The organism is Thalassovita mangrovi, assembly GCF_009857745.1.
In the GTDB taxonomy this organism is placed as follows: Bacteria; Pseudomonadota; Alphaproteobacteria; order Rhodobacterales; family Rhodobacteraceae; genus Thalassobius; species Thalassobius mangrovi.
Genome location: NZ_WWEN01000004.1, coordinates 347,184 through 362,712, shown reverse-complemented (window position 1 = coordinate 362,712; position 15,529 = coordinate 347,184). Strand labels below are relative to the sequence as shown.

Genomic DNA, 15,529 nt, shown 5'->3' with positions numbered 1-15,529 from the left:
GCCAGCGCTTCATCCCAAAGAACGAAAAAGCCCCCTTCCGAAAGGAAGGGGGCTTTGTTTTACCGGTTGTCCGGGCGGCTTAGCCGACCAGGCGGCTGATCACCACCGTGACCTCGGGCTTCTTGCCGATCTCGTTCTGCGTGGTCTGGCGCACGATCTTCTTCAACTCGCCCTCCAGCTTGTCATCGTCGCGCAGGGTCTTGGCACCGGCGCGGCCGATGAACTGGCTCAGGTCTTCTTCCAGGCAATCGACCAGCGGTGCGTTGGACCGACCGGTTTCAGCCAGCCCGCGCAATTCACACCACGGATCGCCCAGCACCTCGTCGTCTTCGTCCACGATCACCGTGACCAGCACGTGACCGTTCAGCGCCATGCGGATACGGTCGCGCACGATCCCGTCCAGCGCGCCGATCTGCACCGTGCCGTCGAGATAGGTGCGCCCGGTTTCGACGAAGCCGCAGACCTTGGGGGCATGCCCGCCCAGGTCCAGCATGGTGCCGTTGACCGCGATCGCCGAGGTGTAGCCGTTGCTTTCGGCCAGCTTGGCATGTTCGCGCAGGTGGCGGTGTTCGCCATGCATCGGGATCACCATTTCCGGGTGCATCACCTTGTGCATCTCGACCAGATCGGGCCGGTTGGCGTGGCCCGACACGTGATAGCGCCCGCCCCGGTCGTCGACCACGTCGACGCCCATTTCCGAAAACTGGTTCATGATGCGGATCACGCCGCGCTCATTCCCCGGGATGGTTTTCGACGAGAACAGGAACAGATCGCCCTCTTTCAGGCTGATGCCGTTATACTTGCCATTGGCCAGCTGTGCCGATGCCGCGCGGCGTTCGCCCTGGCTGCCGGTGACCAGCAGCATCAGGTTTTCGCGCGGGATGTTGCGGGCGTCTTCGACCGGGACCACGGTGGGGAAATCCGACAGCACGCCGGTTTCGATGGCGGCCTCGATCATCCGCCGCATCGCCCGGCCCATCAGGCAGATCGAGCGCCCGGCGCGATGCCCGGCCTCGGCCAGCGTTTTCACCCGCGCCACGTTGGAGGCGAATGTCGTCGCCACCACCATGCCCGGCGCTTCGTCCACCAGGCTTTCGAGCTGGTCACCGATGGAGGCCTCGGAGCGGCCGGCCTCGGGGCTGAACACGTTGGTGGAATCGCAGATCAGCGCCTTCACCCCGTCCTTGGCGACCGAGCCCCAGAGATCGGGGTCCCACGGTTCGCCCACCAGCGGCGTCTTGTCGAGCTTGAAGTCGCCGGTATGCACGACGCGCCCCGCCGGGCTGTCGATGACCAGGCCCGCGCTTTCCGGGATCGAGTGCGAAATCGGCAGGAAGCCCACGCTGAACGGCCCCGCCTGCACGGTTTCGGGCCAGGCCGACACGGTGCGCACGACCTTTTCGGACAGCCCGTATTCTTCCAGCTTGCCGCGCGCGATATTGGCGGTGAAGGCGCGGGCATAGACCGGCGCGCCCAGACGTTCGTACAGATGCCCCACAGCACCCACGTGGTCTTCGTGTGCGTGGGTGATGAAGATCGCCTCCAGCCGGTCCTTGCGTTCTTCCAGCCAGGCGATGTCGGGCAGGATCAGGTTGACCCCGGGCGAGCCGTCCATGTCCGGGAAGGTCACGCCGAGATCGACCAGGATCAGGCGTTCCTGATCCGCCGGCCCGTAGCCGTAAACGTAACAATTCATTCCGATCTCGCCGGCGCCGCCGAGAGGGAGGTAAATCAGCCTGTCGCTGCTCATATGTTGCCTTGATCCTCGTTGTATTTGTGTATGACCGTCAGGCCATGAATGGTCAGAAATTCGTCGAACATGTCGTAAACCGCGTCGCCCTGTCCGAAAAGCGGCGCCAGGCCGCCGGTGGAAATCACCTTCATCGGCCGCTCGTATTCACCCTTGATCCGGGAACAGATTTCACGCACCAGCCCGACATAGCCCCAGAACACGCCGCTTTGCATACAGCTGACCGTGTTGGTGCCAATCACCTTTTGCGGCTTGGTCACGTCTACATGAGGTAAGGCCGCCGCCGCTTCATGCAAGGCCTGCAGGCTCAGATTCACCCCCGGCGCGATCACACCGCCCTCATAGGCGCCGTCGGCGCCGACCACGTCGAAGGTGGTGGCGGTGCCGAAATCGACCACGATCAGGTCGCCGCCGTAACGGTCATAGGCGCCTGCCGCATTGACCAGACGGTCGGGACCGACCTGGGTGCCTTCGTCCACGCGCGGCGGTTTCGGCAGCAGGCATTCGGGTTTGCCCACCACCAGCGGGCGGCAATTGAAATAGCGGTCGGCCAGCACACGCAGGTTGAACACGACGCGCGGCACGGTGGAGCTGATGATCACCGCGTTGATGTCGAGCGGCAGCTTGTGATGGTTCAAAAGCGTGCTGAGCCAGACGAAATACTGGTCCGCCGTGCGCTGGTGTTCGGTCGAGGCGCGCAGGGTGCACAGGATGTTTTCCCCGTCCCAGATCGAAAAGACCGTGTTGGTATTGCCGCAATCGATTGCCAGAAGCATCTGCCGCTCCTTCTCAGAAAAAAATCTCTGCCGCGGGGATCGCCACGCGGGTTTGCGCCGTGGATAGGACAAGATTGCCCGCCTCGTCCACCGTCTCGAACGTGCCGGTCGTTTCATCGCGCATGGTGCGGGCAGTGATCACCTCGCCCAGCCGGGCCGCGCGCGACAGCCACAATTCGCGGATCGGCGCGAAACCGTAGGTGACAAACTGCGTCTCGTAGCGGGCATAGGCGGCGGCCAGCAGGTCTAGGAAATCTTCCGGAGTGACCGCGATGCCGGTTTCGGCCAAGAGCGATACCGGGGGAAACGCGCCCTGCTCCACCTCGCCGCTGCCCGGCGCGGTTTTCAGGTTCACCCCGATTCCGATGGCGAAATGACTGAGCCCGCCGCCGTGACCGGCGCTTTCCAGTAGGATGCCCGCGATCTTGCCGCCGTTCATCAGCACGTCGTTGGGCCATTTCAGCGCCAATCCCTGCACCCGCCCGGTGGCGGCGACAAAGGCATCGTACAGCGCCAGCGAGGCCACGAAGGAACGCAACGCCACCTTGTCGGGCGCCTCATCGGGGCGCATCACCAGGGTGGCGGCGAAATTGCCCGGCGGATCGGTCCAGGCCCGGCCGCGACGGCCGCGCCCGGCGGTCTGGCGCAGCCCGAGGATCCATTCCGGCCCGGACAGCTCCGGCGCGATCCGCGCCGCTTCGGCATTGGTGCTGTCGACAGTGTCGAGCACCCGTCGCCCGTATCCTTCCGGCCATGTGGTCATCGCGCGGCGTCTTCCTTTGCGGTTCGCGTATCAGCGGACCCTATAGAACAGGCAGCAACGGTTTGACAGGGCTTTGTCACCCCCCGGGTCCGGCCAGACAAGGGAACGGCGGACACCGCATCACGCGGGCCCGCCGTCTCATCGGCCTGACCGGGGTGCCTGATCCCCGGGGGGTCTTTGCTCAGGCCTCGACCGCGCTCACCGCCTCGGCGAAGCTCTTGAAGAATTTCGCCGCCAGTTTCTTGGCGGTGCTCTGGATCAACCGGCTGCCCAGCTGCGCCAGCTTGCCGCCGATTTCCGCCTTGGCGGCGTAGCGCAGGATGGTCTGTTCGCCGCTTTCTTCCAGCGTGACGTCGGCGCTGCCCTTGGCATGGCCCGCCGCGCCGCCATTGCCCTGCCCGGACAGCGAAAACGCATCCGGCGCGCCCGATTTGTCCAGCACAACATTGCCGCTGAACCGTGCCTTCACGGGGCCGACCTTGAGCACGACCTTAGCTTCCAGTTCGGTGTCGGAATGCTGGATCAGCTCCTCGCAGCCGGGAATGCACTGACGCAGGATGTCAGGGTCGTTCAGCGCGGCGTAAACACGGGCCTTGGGGGCATCGATGGTGATTTCTTCATTCAGTTCCATGTCGGTCCTTCTTAGCAACAGGGGAATTTGACCCGGGCCAGGGTTTCGGCCTGCTCGGGCGTCAGTTCGGTGCGGCTGCGCAATCTGCGCAGCAGGGTGACGATGCGTTTCATGGGGCCTCCTTCGGTGCGGTTGAAAGCTTGGTGTCAGTCATGATCGCCGCCCTGCCCGCGCTGGTGGCGGCGGCGCTGCTGGATCAGCTGGGCAAGGATCGACAGGGCGATTTCCTCGGGCGTGACCGCGTCGATGGCCAATCCTGCGGGCGCTTCGACCTTGTCGATTTCGGTCTGGTCCACCCCGGCGGCGATCAGCTTGTCCGCAAGGGCAGCGAATTTGCGGCGGCTGCCGACGAAGGCCACGAATTCGGCCCCCGAAGACAGCGCGCATTGCAGCCCGTCCAGATCGCCCGCCCCTTGCGTGGCGACCACCACCATGCGCCGCGCGCCCTTCGGTGTCGGGATCAGATCGGGCGCGGTGTCGGTGGCCGTCACCGCCCATTGAAATTGCGGCGCCAGCCGGGCCAGCGCGTGGGCCACCGGCGAGGCGCCGATCACCACCAGTTCGGGCTGCGGCAGGATCGGTTCGACGAAGATATCCATCGATCCCTTCGACGGGCAGCCGTTGCGGGCATAGCGGATACCGTCCAGGTCTGCCCCCGCATCAATGCCCTTTTCCGCCAGCAGGTCCTGCGGTTGCAGCGAAATCAGCTGCGGTTTCCGGTCCCGGATCGCCCGTTCGGTGGCCCGGCGCAAAGCCGCGCGCACGCAGCCGCCGCCGATCCAGCCCTGCCGGATATCGCCGTCCGCGCCCAGCAGCGCCTTGGCCCCGGGTTTCGCCGCCGTCGCGCCCAGTGTGCGGATCACGGTGGCGATGGCGAAGGGTTCGCCGCGCGCGCGCAGGTCCTGCGCCAGCCCGGCAAGGTCGGTATTGTCCAGCTCTGCAAGGGTCATAGTCGGGTCAGCTCCGGTTCAAGGGCGGCCAGATCGACCAGCCGGTTGGCCGGGCGAAACAGGTCGATGTAAGGCAGCGCCGCGGACATGCCGCGCGCCACCGCCTCATAGCCGTCCCAGCCTTTCAGCGGGTTCAGCCAGATGATCTTGCAGCCGCGTTTCTTCAGCGCCGCCAGCGCCTCGGCGATGTCTTCGGGCGGGTCGGTGTCGTAGCCGTCCGACAGGATCAGAACGACGGTGCGGCCATCGACGAAGCGGCGCGCGTAGCTGCGGGCGAACTGGGTCAGCGAAGCGCCGATTTTCGATCCGCCGCCAAAGCCCTCGGCCAGCAGCGACATCCGCCCCACCGCGCGCAGCGGGTCGGGGTCACGCAGCGCGTCGGCGATGCGCACCAGCCGGGTGTGAAAGAGATAGGCGTCGGTCGCCGGATCGGCGCGCATCAGCCCCGCCATGAAGGACAGGAAGACCTGCGCATAAAGCCCCATCGATCCCGACACGTCGCACAGCGCCACCACTTTCAGCGGCCGGTCGGGGCGCTGCTTCATTGGCAGGCGCAGCGGTTCGCCGCCCGTCGACAGGCTGTGGCGGATCAGTTTGCGGAAATGCAGCCGGTCGCCTTTCAGGGCCGCCTTGCGACGGCGCGACCGGCGGTGGTTCAGCGCCAGCCCCAAGCGCCGGGCGACCAGTTCGGCCTCGGCGATATCCTCGGGCCGGACCAGATCGCGCAGGTCCTTCTTCATCAGGTTGGCGGTGCGGGCGGCGATCAGCCTGCCCTCGCCATCGCTTTCTGCAGCACCTTCACCGCCGTCGGGCGCGGTGGCGGTGCCCGCGCCCGAAGCCGCTTCCCCTGCCCCGTCGCGCGAGGAATGGACGTGATCCTTGGCCGCGGCATCGGTTTTCGGCACCGCCCGTGTCCGCACCCGGCCGGCATCCAGCCAGAAGGCGTTGAACAGGTCGTCGAACTGCTCCGCTTCCTCGGCATTGCCGGCACAAACCGCCTTCAGCGCATGGCGGGCCTGATCAGGGTCGGCGGCGTTCACCTGCGTCAGCGCCGCCAGCGCGGTTTCGGTTTCGGCCACCCCCAGCCGCAGCCCGTTTTGCCGCAGATGCGCCATGAACCCGGCCATCCGCGCGGCGGGCCCGGCATCGCGGGCGGCAAATTTGGTGACCCGGCTCATGCCGCTTTCCCCGCCAGCCGCTGCGCGACCTCGGTGGTGATGTTGTCGCGGTCGGTCTGCGTCTTTAGCAGCGTGGCCAGCGTCGCCTGCAACACCACCGGGTCGGCGGTCAAATCGGCGATGCCAAGCCCTGACAGGGCGGCGGCGAAATCGAGCATCTCGGCGACGCCCGGTTTCTTTTCCAGGTCTTCCTTGCGCAGCGATTGCACGAAGCCCACGATCTGGCGCGCCAGCGCGGATTCGATATCCGGGCAGCGGGCGTTCAGGATCGCCAGTTCGGTCTGCCGGTCCGGATAGGACACATGGGCGTAAAGGCAGCGGCGGCGCAATGCGTCGGACAGATCGCGGGTGCCGTTGGCGGTCAGGATCACCACCGGGCGCGATGTGGCAGTGATGGTGCCGAGTTCGGGAATGGTGATCTGGAAATCGGACAGGACTTCCAGCAGGTAGGCTTCGAATTCCTCGTCGGCGCGGTCGATTTCGTCGATCAGCAGAACCGGCGGGGTATCCTGCCGGATCGCCTGCAGCAGCGGGCGCTGCAGCAGGTAGTCTTCGGAAAAGATGCGGTCTTCGACCTCGCGCCCGGTCTGGCCGTCCTCGGCGGCAGCGCGGATCGCCAAGAGCTGACGCTGGTAATTCCATTCATAGATCGCCTGCGCCGCGTCGAGCCCTTCGTAGCATTGCAGCCGGATCAGACGGGTATCCAGAACCCGCGACAGCACCCGCGCGACCTCGGTCTTGCCGACGCCCGCCGCGCCTTCCAGCAGCAAAGGCCGACCGAGGGCCAGCGCCAGATGCGCCGCCATCGCCAGATCGTCCGAGGCGACATAGCCGGTGTCGGCCATCGCGGTTTGCAAGTCGGTCCAGTTCATTTTCATATCCCGGAAAACGGCTGCCCCGGTTCCCCGGAGCAGCCTTGATCCTCAGCCGTGCAGGCCCAGATCGTTGGCGGTCTTCCAGATGCGCCAGTGATCGTGCGGCATGTTGGTATGGCGCAGCCCGAAGGGGCGGAACGCATCCTGGATCGCGTTGGAAAAACACGGCACGCCACCGACATGGGGGCTTTCGCCCACGCCCTTGGCGCCGATCGGGTGATGCGGGCTGGGGGTCACGGTGTGGTCAGTTTCGTAATTGGGGACTTCCACCATGGTCGGCAGGAAGAAATCCATCAACGTGCCGGTCTTGACGTTGCCCAGGTCGTCATAGGCGATCTCCTGCCCCAGGGCGACGGCCAGCGCCTCGGTCAGACCGCCATGCACCTGGCCCTCGATGATCATCGGGTTGATCCGGGTGCCGCAATCGTCCAGCGCATAGAAGCGGCGGATCGTCGGCACGCCGGTATCGACGTCGATATCCATCACGCAGACATAAGCGCCGAACGGATAGGTCATGTTGGGCGGATCGTAGTAGCTGACCGCTTCCAGCCCCGGCTCAATCCCCGGGATCGCCTGATTATAGGCGGCATAGGCGATTTCCTTCATCGTCTTGAACCGCTCCGGCGCGCCCTTGACCACGAACCGGTCGACGTCGAATTCCACGTCGTCGTCATGCACCTCGAGCAGATAGGCCGCGATCATCTGCGCCTTGGCGCGGATTTTCCGCCCCGCCAGCGCCGTCGCCGCCCCCGCCACCGGGGTCGAGCGCGATCCGTAGGTGCCAAGCCCATAGGGCGCGGTATCGGTATCGCCTTCCTCGATGGTGATGCTGTCTGCCGGGATGCCGGTTTCCGTGGCCAGGATCTGGGCGAACGTGGTGGCGTGGCCCTGACCCTGGCTGATGGTGCCCAGACGGGCAATCGCCGACCCGGTGGGGTGAATGCGAATCTCGCAGCTGTCGAACATCCCCATCCCCAGGATGTCGCAGTTTTTCACCGGACCGGCGCCGACGATTTCGGTAAAGAAGGTCAGACCGATGCCCATCAGCGACCGGGTTTCCCCGCGCTTGAAGGCCTCGACCCGTTCCGCCTGTTCTTTACGCAGACCGTCGTAATCGACCGCCTTCATCGCCTTGTCCCAGGCGGTGTGGTAATCGCCGCTGTCATATTCCCAGCCAAGCGCGGCCTTATAGGGGAACTGATCCTTGCGTATGAAGTTGATCCGGCGCAGTTCGGCCGCATCCATGCCCAGCTCGATCGCCAGCACCTCGATCATCCGTTCGATGAAATACACCGCCTCGGTCACCCGGAAGGAACAGCGATAGGACACGCCGCCGGGGGCCTTGTTGGTGTAAACCCCGTCGACCGCCAGGTAGGCGACCGGGATGTCATAGGACCCGGTGCAGATATTCATGAACCCGGCCGGGAACTTGGTCGGGTCGGCGCAGGCGTCGAAGCCGCCGTGATCTGCCGTCACGTGGCAATGCAGCCCGGTGATCTTGCCGTCCTTGGTGGCCGAAATCCGCCCCTTCATCCAGTAATCGCGGGCGAAGGCGGTGGACATCAGGTTTTCCATCCGATCCTCGATCCACTTGACCGGCACGCCGGTCACGATCGAGGCGACGATGGAACAGACATAGCCCGGGTAGACCCCGACCTTGTTGCCGAAACCGCCGCCGATATCGGGGCTGATGACGCGGATATTGTGTTCCTCGATCCCCGACAGCAGCGACGCGACGGTGCGCACCACATGCGGCGCCTGGAAGGTGCCCCAGACGGTCAGCTTGCCGTTGACCTTGTCCATCGACGCCACCGCGCCGCAGGTTTCCAGCGGGCACGGATGGGTGCGGTGGTAATACATCTCCTCCTCGGCGACGACCTCGGCATTGTCCATCACCTCGTTGGTGGCGGCCTCATCGCCCTGTTCCCAGGTGAAGATGTGGTTGTGATGCTTGCGCGGCCCGTGCGCGCCTTCGGTCTGACCTTCGAGGTCTTCGCGCAGCACGACGTCGGATTGCAACGCCTCGAACGGGTTGGTGATGACGGGAAGTTCCTCGTATTCAACCTCGACCAGTTCCACCGCGTCGGCGGCGACGTAGCGGTCGCGGGCGACGACGAAGGCGACTTCCTGGCCCTGGAACAGCACCTTGCCGTCGGCCAGCACCATCTGCTTGTCGCCGGCAAGGGTCGGCATCCAGTGCAGCCCCAGCGGTTCGAGATCCTTGGCGGTCAGAACGGCGACGACGCCGTCGAGTTCCATCGCCTTGGAAATGTCGATGTTCTTGACCCGCGCATGGGCGTAGGGCGAGCGCACGAAATCGCCATGCAGCATCCCGGGAAGTTTCACGTCATCGACGTAATTGCCCTTTCCTTGCGTGAAGCGGACGTCTTCGACCCGTTTGCGTGAACACCCCATGCCCTTGAGGCCGGCGGCGCGGTTTTCGCGGTCTGGTGCCATGTCGTTCATTCTGCGGCCTCCTTCACGGTGTTCATCTCGGCGGCGGCGGCCAGGATGGATTTGACGATGTTCTGATAACCGGTGCAGCGGCACAGGTTGCCGGCCATGCCGAAGCGCACCTCTTCCTCACTCGGGTTGGGGTTTTCTTCCAGCAGCTTGACCGCGCGGGTGATCATGCCCGGGGTGCAAAAGCCGCATTGCAGCCCGTGATGTTCGCGGAACTTTTCCTGCAGCACGTGCAGCGCATCGGGGCTTCCCAGCCCCTCGATGGTGGTGATGTCGGCGCCATTGGCCTGCGCCACGAACATGGTGCAGGATTTCACCGACTTGCCGTCTATGGTCACCGTGCAGGCGCCGCAATGCGAGGTATCGCAGCCCACATGCGGGCCGGTGATCCCCAGACGTTCGCGCAACGCGTAGATCAGCAATTCGCGCGGTTCGGCCAGGAATTCGTGATCCGCGCCGTTGACCTTCAGTTTGATATGCATCTTGTCTGCCATTTCCTGTTCCTCCCTCAGGCGCGGTCCCAGGCGCGGGTAATCGCGCGGGCCAGGACGATACCGGCGGCGTGGCGCTTGAACGCCACCGGGCCGCGGTTGTCCTCGGTCGGGTCGATATCGTTGAGCATCGCGGCGACGGCGGATTTGACCGCGTCTGCGTCGCAGGCGGTGCCGACCAGCGCCGCGCCGGCCGCTTCGGACCAGACCGGCGTGTCGCTCAGGTTCGTCATCGCGATCGAGGCGCTGGCGACGCTGCCGCCCTCCTTGACCAGCTGCACGGCAGCGGCAGCGGTGGCGTAATCGCCGATCTTGCGCTTCTGCTTTTCATAGGCGTAACCGCCCTTCGGCGCGTCGAAGCTGACCGTGACGAGGATTTCATCATCCTCGCGGTCGGTCATATAGGCCGCTTCGTAATAATCGCGCGCGGCGACGGTGCGGCTGCCGTCAGGACCGGTCAGGGTGATGTCGGCATCAAGGCACTGCATCAGCCCCGGCATGTCGTTGCCCGGATCGCCATTGGCGACATTGCCGCCCACCGTGCCCATGTAGCGCACCTGCGGATCGGCGATCTGCAAGGCCGCTTCGCGCAGGATCGGCGCCTTCGCCGCCAATTCCGCGCTGTCGATCAGTTCGTGCTGGGTCACCATCGCGCCGAGCGTGATGCGCTCACCGCTTATGGTGATCCCCTTCAGGGACGCGATGTCCTGAAGGTCGATCAGGTGCGGGACTTCCGCCATCCTGAGTTTCATCATCGGGATCAGGCTGTGCCCGCCCGCGATCACGCGGGCATCGTCGCCATGTTCCTGCAAAAGCGCGATCGCGCCTGCGATATCGCTGGGCCGATAATAATCGAACGCCGCTGGTATCATCCCTGGTCCTCCCTCCCCATAGGTTCAACTGGCTGGGAGGAAAGGTGCACACGGCGGCATACAATCGCTTCACAAATCCCCTGAAAAACGGGGTTTCATGCACGAAATGCGATTGGATTTCACGAAACGCGGGATCAGACGCCAAGCGCGGCGCGCACCACCTTGAGGCGTGACCGGCTGACCGGCACCTTCTGCAGGCCGGGCAGATCGAACAGGCAGATGCCGTTATCCTTCATCCGCTCGAAGCCACCGACATGGGCCGGGTTGATCAGGTAGCTGCGGTGGGTCTTGATGAACGGGTCCGGGGTCAGCCGCTTTTCGGCTTCGGTGATCGACCAGGCGCAGAAGAATTGACCGTCTTCGGTGTACAGGTGGGTGTAATGCCCCTCGGCCCGGATCGCGAAGACCCTGGCCGGATCGATGAACAGGGTGCGGCCGCCCTTTTCAAAGGGGATTTGCGGCGCGCGGGCGTCGGTGTCTTCCCGGACCTGCGCCGGGGTTTCCTCTGCCTCAGGCGGAATGGCCCCTGCCGCTGCCGCTGCCGATTGGCTCGGCGCCAGGAAGGTCACCCCGCTCAGCAGGAAGGCGCCGCACAGCATGAAGCTGCTGATCACCACCCCCACGGCAAGGATTTCATTGCTGATCAGCGGCCCGACCTCGTTCAGCGTCTCGATGGCGATGAAATCGGTATTGGCGACGGCGATGAAATGCACCGCGAAGACGGCCAGCCCGAAACAGACCGTGCCGAGCAGGATATTGCGGTGCGACCGGGCGCCATAGGCGATCCAGAAGGCCGCGATGTTCAGCGCGCAGGACGCGACGATGGCGAAGGCGATGCCGGTAGGCGTGTAGAGCGCACGGCACATCTGCAGCCCCGCCATGCCGATGTAATGCATCAGCAGAACCCCCAGCCCGACGATCACCCCCGCCCCGGTCAGCGTCAGCGCGGTACGTTTGAAGAAATGCAGGATCAGCAGCGCGATCCCCACCACCAGGATCGCCACCAGCGCCGAGGCCAGCGTGATCGCCGCATCGTAATAGAACAGGAAGGGCAGCTGCAGCCCCAGCATGGCGACGAAATGCATCGACCAGATGCCGCCGCCCAGCGACACCGCCGCCAGCGCCACCGCGATCTTGCGCTGATTATAGGAGCGTTGCGAAATCCCCTGGGTCAGCGACAGCCCGGTAAAGCCCGCGATCAGCGCGACGCATAGCGAGGCGATGACCAGCCAGGGACTGTGTGGGTAGTCTAGAATTTGCATGTTTCGTCGCGCTTGGTTTGAGTGTCGATACCCTAGTAACGGAATCGCAATGTGCCAAGGGTTTAGGCGCGTCGGCTCAAAGCCGCCGAAAACATGGGCGGCGGCAGGGCGGGAATGCGATGGACAGCGGTTTCGTCCGGTCCTATTTCTGGCGCCATGACATGGGATGACGAAATCGACGCTGCGGGGCTGTTGTGCCCGTTGCCGGTGCTCAGGGCGCGCAAGCGGCTGAACCAGATGGCGCCGGGGGCCGTGTTGCGGTTGCTGGCGACCGATCCGGCGGCGGTGGTGGACGTGCCGCATTTCTGCGCCGAAGCGGGGCATGAATTCATCGGGATGGAGCAACAGGGCGACGTGTCCTGTTATCTGATCCGGCGGGGATAACGCCCCACCACCACAAATCATATTACAGCATTTACAGTGACTTGAAATGCGAAGCTCTACCTATTCTTGAGCAGAGCTTCCGCCGCTTCAATATCCGCCGGCGTATTCACATTGAAGAACGGATCGAAGCCTTCCGCCTCGAACACCGCCTGTCCCGCCTGATGCCCATCGGTCCAGATCACGATCTTGCGCAGCCCCTGCCGCAGCGCCGCGCGCAGGTCGTCGCGCAGCGCCACCGGCCAGATGCCGAAGGTCGGCTGCCGCCTGATCCGGCCATCCGCATCCCTTGAGGCGGCCAGCGCCAGCCCGCCCGGCCCCGCCGCCGCTTGCAGCCGCGCGACCAGGTCGGTGGGGAAAAACGGCGTATCGGCGGCCGCCGTGACGATCGACGCCGCCCCCCGTTCGGCGGCCCAGTCCAACCCCGCCAGCACCCCCGCCAGCGGGCCGGGGTGATCGGGCATGCTGTCGGCCAGCACCGGCAGGCCATAGCCGGCGAACCGCGCCGGGTCGCCATTGGCGCTGAGCGCCAGCGCGGCGCATTGCGGGCCCAGGCGTTCGATCACCCGGTCGAGCATCGGCACCCCCGCCAGCGGCAACAGCGCCTTGTCGCCGCCGCCCATGCGGCTGGCCCGCCCACCGGCAAGGATGACGCCCAAGGGATCGGTCGTCGGATCAGAAGTCATTTGAGGTCTCGAGGAAAATCTGCTCGCGTTCCGGGTCGATCCATTTCTGCATCACCCGGCACTTGGCGTCCTCGTAGCCCAGCGACTCGTAAAACCCCATCACCTGCAAATTGTTGTCGCGCACCATCAGCTGCAGCTTGTGCACGCCGCGCGCCCGCAGCCAATCCTCCGCCGCCGCCATCGCGGCGCGGCCCAATCCCTGACCGCGACAATCCGGATCGGCGGCGACGTAATAGACCCAGCCGCGATGCCCGTCATAACCCACCGCGATCGAGGCCAGCACCTTGTCGCCCTGCATCGCCACCAGCAGATCGGCGGTTTCATGCGCGCGCAATTCTGCGATGTCCTGTTCCGGCGGGTTCCACGGCCGGGTCGATCCGCAGCGGTCCCACAGCGCGATCACGGCGGGTTCGGCGCCTTGCGGCAGGGACTGGAAGGCGGGCAGGTCTGACGGCATCGTGTGGTCCTGTCGATGATGGCTTGCCTTTACGGCGCGGGATGCAGCATTTATGTCCAACGCGCGAATGGCAAGAGGGATGAGGCATGCTGGGCTATGTGGTCGCTGAAGGACGGGGCGAGGCGGATCGCTGCCTGCGCGAGGTCGTGGCGGTTCTGCGCGACGCCGGGCTGAAGGTCGCCGGCGCGGTGCAGAGCAATGTTGAGACCGGTGCGGATCAGAAATGCCAAATGGACCTGCATATCCTGAACGGCGGGCCGGTGATCAAGATCAGCCAGGACCTTGGCGCGCTGTCGCAGGGGTGCCGGCTGGACCCGGACGGGCTGGAACGCGCGGTCGGTCTGGTCGCGGCCAGCCTGGAACAGGAACCGCAGGTGCTGATCCTCAACAAGTTCGGCAAGCAGGAACTGGAGGGGCGCGGATTTCGCCCGGTGGTGGGCGAGGCCCTGATGGCCGGTATCCCGGTGCTTACGGCGGTCAACGAGCGCAATCTGGAGCGGTTCCAGGACTTCGCGGGCGATATCTGCGAACGGCTGCCCGCCGATGTGCAGGCGCTGAAGGATTGGGTGCTGGCGCAGCGCGCCGAGCTCGACGCCTGAGCGGGCGCCGGGATCGCCCCGGCACCCGGTATCCGCCTTACCCCGACAGGGCCGAGGGCAGCCACAGCGTCAGCGCCGGGAAGGCGATCAGCACCGCCACCCGCAGCAATTCGGCCAGGAAGAACGGCATCACGCCAAGGAACGTGTCGCTCATCGGGACGTCGCGCGCCTGCGCCGAGATGATGAAGACATTCATCCCCACCGGCGGCGTGATCAGCCCCAGTTCGACCACGATCAATGCCAATATCCCGAACCATATCTTCAGGTCCTCGGTATCCATCCCGAAGGGCGACGTGTCCGCCCCGGCCCAGTCGCCGCCGTTGATTTCCACCAGCACCGGCCAGAAGAACGGGATCGCCAGCAGGATCATCGACAGGCTGTCCATCAGGCAGCCCAGCAGGATCAGCGCCAGCAGCAGGATCAGCAGCGTCACCATCGGCGCCAGCCCGGAATTGCCCATCCAATCGGCCATCGCCTGCGGCACACCGCCCCGCGCCATGAAGATCTTCAGCATCTCCGCGCCCAGAAGGATCAGGTAGATCATCCCGGCGGTGCGGGCGGTTTCCAGAAGCGCTTCGCGCCCGTCCGTCCAGTTCAGCTTGCGGCGTAGCAGCCCGATCAGGGTGACCATGACGACGCCGACCGCCGCCGCGGGCGTCGGGTTGAAGAAACCGAAATAGAGCCCGCCGATCACCACCACGAAGACCACGCCCACCGGCAGGATGCTGAGCGTCGCGGCGACGAATTCCTCACGCGTGGCGGCCTGCCCCTTGGGCCCCGCCCCCGGCGCGATCAGCACATAGACGAAGATGGTCAGGATGAAGAACGCAACCGCGATCAGCCCCGGGATCAGCGCGGCCATGAACATGGTGACGACATTGGCCTCGACGATGATGGAATAGACGATCAGCACCACCGAGGGCGGGATCAGGATGCCCAACACGCCGCCCGCCGCGATGGTGCCGGTGCCCAGCCGGTTGGAATAGTTGTAGCGTTTCAGCTCGGGCAAGGCCACGCGCCCCATGGTCGAGGCGGTCGCCAGAGACGAGCCGCAAACCGCGCCGAACCCCGCGCAGGCGGCGATGGCCGACATCGCCACCCCGCCTCGCATCCAGCCGAGCCAGGCATTGGCGGCACGGAACAGATCGGCGCTCAGCCCTGAACGCGAGGCAATCGCGCCCATCAGCACGAACAGCGGCACCACCGACAGGTCGTAGGTGGAAAACTGCGCATAGGCGAGGTCCTTGAGCTGCGACAGCATGATCGCGGGCCCGTTCAGCAGGGTGATGCCGACCCCGCCCACCACGATCATCGCATAGGCGATGGGCAGGCGGATGGCGATCAGCAAGATCAGAACGCCAAGCCCGGCGAAACCGGTTGTCAGACTGTCCATTG

The 15,529-nt window shown here is 65.2% G+C and carries 16 protein-coding genes; 2 read left to right on the top strand and 14 right to left on the bottom strand.

Annotated elements, in window-relative coordinates; genetic code table 11:
• Positions 1-79: 79 nt before the first annotated feature.
• The 11 genes from GR167_RS11865 to GR167_RS11815 form a co-directional block, all read right to left on the bottom strand.
• Positions 80-1,750: a ribonuclease J gene (locus GR167_RS11865; RefSeq protein WP_160973730.1), complete on the bottom strand. Its 1,671-nt coding sequence runs from the start codon at positions 1,748-1,750 to the stop codon at positions 80-82.
• A complete protein-coding gene (locus GR167_RS11860) occupies positions 1,747-2,526 on the bottom strand; it encodes a type III pantothenate kinase (protein WP_160973729.1) in 780 nt (259 codons plus the stop codon). The genes GR167_RS11865 and GR167_RS11860 overlap by 4 nt, the downstream gene beginning before the upstream one ends.
• Positions 2,527-2,539: 13 nt before the next feature.
• Positions 2,540-3,289, bottom strand: coding sequence for a biotin--[acetyl-CoA-carboxylase] ligase (locus GR167_RS11855; RefSeq protein WP_160973727.1), 750 nt, complete (start codon positions 3,287-3,289; stop codon positions 2,540-2,542).
• Positions 3,290-3,470: 181 nt separating this feature from the next.
• Positions 3,471-3,920 carry an SRPBCC family protein gene (locus GR167_RS11850; RefSeq protein WP_160973725.1) on the bottom strand — a complete coding sequence of 150 codons (450 nt, stop codon included), beginning with the start codon at positions 3,918-3,920 and terminating at the stop codon, positions 3,471-3,473.
• A gap of 146 nt (positions 3,921-4,066) precedes the next feature.
• A complete protein-coding gene (locus GR167_RS11845; RefSeq protein ID WP_160973724.1) occupies positions 4,067-4,870 on the bottom strand; it encodes an XdhC family protein in 804 nt (267 codons plus the stop codon).
• On the bottom strand, positions 4,867-6,048 hold the full coding sequence (locus tag GR167_RS11840) for a vWA domain-containing protein (RefSeq protein WP_160973723.1): 1,182 nt from the start codon (positions 6,046-6,048) through the stop codon (positions 4,867-4,869). The genes GR167_RS11845 and GR167_RS11840 overlap by 4 nt, the downstream gene beginning before the upstream one ends.
• A complete protein-coding gene (locus GR167_RS11835) occupies positions 6,045-6,920 on the bottom strand; it encodes an AAA family ATPase (protein WP_160973722.1) in 876 nt (291 codons plus the stop codon). The genes GR167_RS11840 and GR167_RS11835 overlap by 4 nt, the downstream gene beginning before the upstream one ends.
• Before the next feature lie 51 nt (positions 6,921-6,971).
• Entirely contained in the window at positions 6,972-9,389 is a 2,418-nt protein-coding gene (locus GR167_RS11830; protein WP_160973721.1) for an aerobic carbon-monoxide dehydrogenase large subunit, read from the bottom strand.
• On the bottom strand, positions 9,386-9,880 hold the full coding sequence (locus tag GR167_RS11825; protein WP_160973720.1) for a (2Fe-2S)-binding protein: 495 nt from the start codon (positions 9,878-9,880) through the stop codon (positions 9,386-9,388). The genes GR167_RS11830 and GR167_RS11825 overlap by 4 nt, the downstream gene beginning before the upstream one ends.
• Before the next feature lie 14 nt (positions 9,881-9,894).
• Positions 9,895-10,749 carry an FAD binding domain-containing protein gene (locus GR167_RS11820; protein WP_160973719.1) on the bottom strand — a complete coding sequence of 285 codons (855 nt, stop codon included), beginning with the start codon at positions 10,747-10,749 and terminating at the stop codon, positions 9,895-9,897.
• A gap of 134 nt (positions 10,750-10,883) precedes the next feature.
• Complete coding sequence (locus GR167_RS11815; protein WP_160973718.1) at positions 10,884-12,011, bottom strand: MHYT domain-containing protein; 1,128 nt, start codon at positions 12,009-12,011, stop codon at positions 10,884-10,886.
• Positions 12,012-12,167: 156 nt separating this feature from the next.
• On the opposite strand from GR167_RS11815, the gene GR167_RS11810 reads away from it, so the two are divergent.
• Positions 12,168-12,395 carry a sulfurtransferase TusA family protein gene (locus GR167_RS11810; protein ID WP_160973716.1) on the top strand — a complete coding sequence of 76 codons (228 nt, stop codon included), beginning with the start codon at positions 12,168-12,170 and terminating at the stop codon, positions 12,393-12,395.
• Positions 12,396-12,451: 56 nt separating this feature from the next.
• Here GR167_RS11810 and mobA read toward each other — a convergent pair whose 3' ends face one another.
• Together mobA and GR167_RS11800 are read right to left on the bottom strand one after the other, a co-directional pair.
• On the bottom strand, positions 12,452-13,078 hold the full coding sequence (mobA, locus tag GR167_RS11805; RefSeq protein ID WP_160973714.1) for a molybdenum cofactor guanylyltransferase MobA: 627 nt from the start codon (positions 13,076-13,078) through the stop codon (positions 12,452-12,454).
• Positions 13,068-13,535, bottom strand: a complete 468-nt coding sequence (locus tag GR167_RS11800; protein ID WP_160973713.1) for a GNAT family acetyltransferase — start codon at positions 13,533-13,535, stop codon at positions 13,068-13,070. The genes mobA and GR167_RS11800 overlap by 11 nt, the downstream gene beginning before the upstream one ends.
• Before the next feature lie 86 nt (positions 13,536-13,621).
• Between GR167_RS11800 and GR167_RS11795 the strand changes: the two genes are divergently transcribed.
• The gene (locus GR167_RS11795) at positions 13,622-14,134 is read left to right on the top strand and encodes a DUF2478 domain-containing protein (RefSeq protein WP_160973712.1); all 513 of its coding nucleotides are present in this window, start codon (positions 13,622-13,624) and stop codon (positions 14,132-14,134) included.
• 37 nt (positions 14,135-14,171) lie between these two features.
• On the opposite strand, the gene GR167_RS11790 is transcribed toward GR167_RS11795, so the two are convergent.
• Positions 14,172-15,527, bottom strand: a complete 1,356-nt coding sequence (locus GR167_RS11790; RefSeq protein ID WP_160973711.1) for a TRAP transporter large permease — start codon at positions 15,525-15,527, stop codon at positions 14,172-14,174.
• Positions 15,528-15,529: the final 2 nt, after the last annotated feature.

Coding starts and splice junctions, on each gene's coding strand:
- GR167_RS11855 (WP_160973727.1), bottom strand. CDS start 3,289: ATGACCACATGGCCGGAAGGATACGGGCGACGGGTGCTCGACACTGTC.
- GR167_RS11850 (WP_160973725.1), bottom strand. CDS start 3,920: ATGGAACTGAATGAAGAAATCACCATCGATGCCCCCAAGGCCCGTGTT.
- GR167_RS11840 (WP_160973723.1), bottom strand. CDS start 6,048: ATGAGCCGGGTCACCAAATTTGCCGCCCGCGATGCCGGGCCCGCCGCG.
- GR167_RS11810 (WP_160973716.1), top strand. CDS start 12,168: ATGACATGGGATGACGAAATCGACGCTGCGGGGCTGTTGTGCCCGTTG.
- GR167_RS11845 (WP_160973724.1), bottom strand. CDS start 4,870: ATGACCCTTGCAGAGCTGGACAATACCGACCTTGCCGGGCTGGCGCAG.
- GR167_RS11795 (WP_160973712.1), top strand. CDS start 13,622: ATGCTGGGCTATGTGGTCGCTGAAGGACGGGGCGAGGCGGATCGCTGC.
- GR167_RS11865 (WP_160973730.1), bottom strand. CDS start 1,750: ATGAGCAGCGACAGGCTGATTTACCTCCCTCTCGGCGGCGCCGGCGAG.
- mobA (WP_160973714.1), bottom strand. CDS start 13,078: ATGACTTCTGATCCGACGACCGATCCCTTGGGCGTCATCCTTGCCGGT.
- GR167_RS11825 (WP_160973720.1), bottom strand. CDS start 9,880: ATGGCAGACAAGATGCATATCAAACTGAAGGTCAACGGCGCGGATCAC.
- GR167_RS11820 (WP_160973719.1), bottom strand. CDS start 10,749: ATGATACCAGCGGCGTTCGATTATTATCGGCCCAGCGATATCGCAGGC.
- GR167_RS11830 (WP_160973721.1), bottom strand. CDS start 9,389: ATGAACGACATGGCACCAGACCGCGAAAACCGCGCCGCCGGCCTCAAG.
- GR167_RS11800 (WP_160973713.1), bottom strand. CDS start 13,535: ATGCCGTCAGACCTGCCCGCCTTCCAGTCCCTGCCGCAAGGCGCCGAA.
- GR167_RS11860 (WP_160973729.1), bottom strand. CDS start 2,526: ATGCTTCTGGCAATCGATTGCGGCAATACCAACACGGTCTTTTCGATC.
- GR167_RS11815 (WP_160973718.1), bottom strand. CDS start 12,011: ATGCAAATTCTAGACTACCCACACAGTCCCTGGCTGGTCATCGCCTCG.
- GR167_RS11835 (WP_160973722.1), bottom strand. CDS start 6,920: ATGAACTGGACCGACTTGCAAACCGCGATGGCCGACACCGGCTATGTC.
- GR167_RS11790 (WP_160973711.1), bottom strand. CDS start 15,527: ATGGACAGTCTGACAACCGGTTTCGCCGGGCTTGGCGTTCTGATCTTG.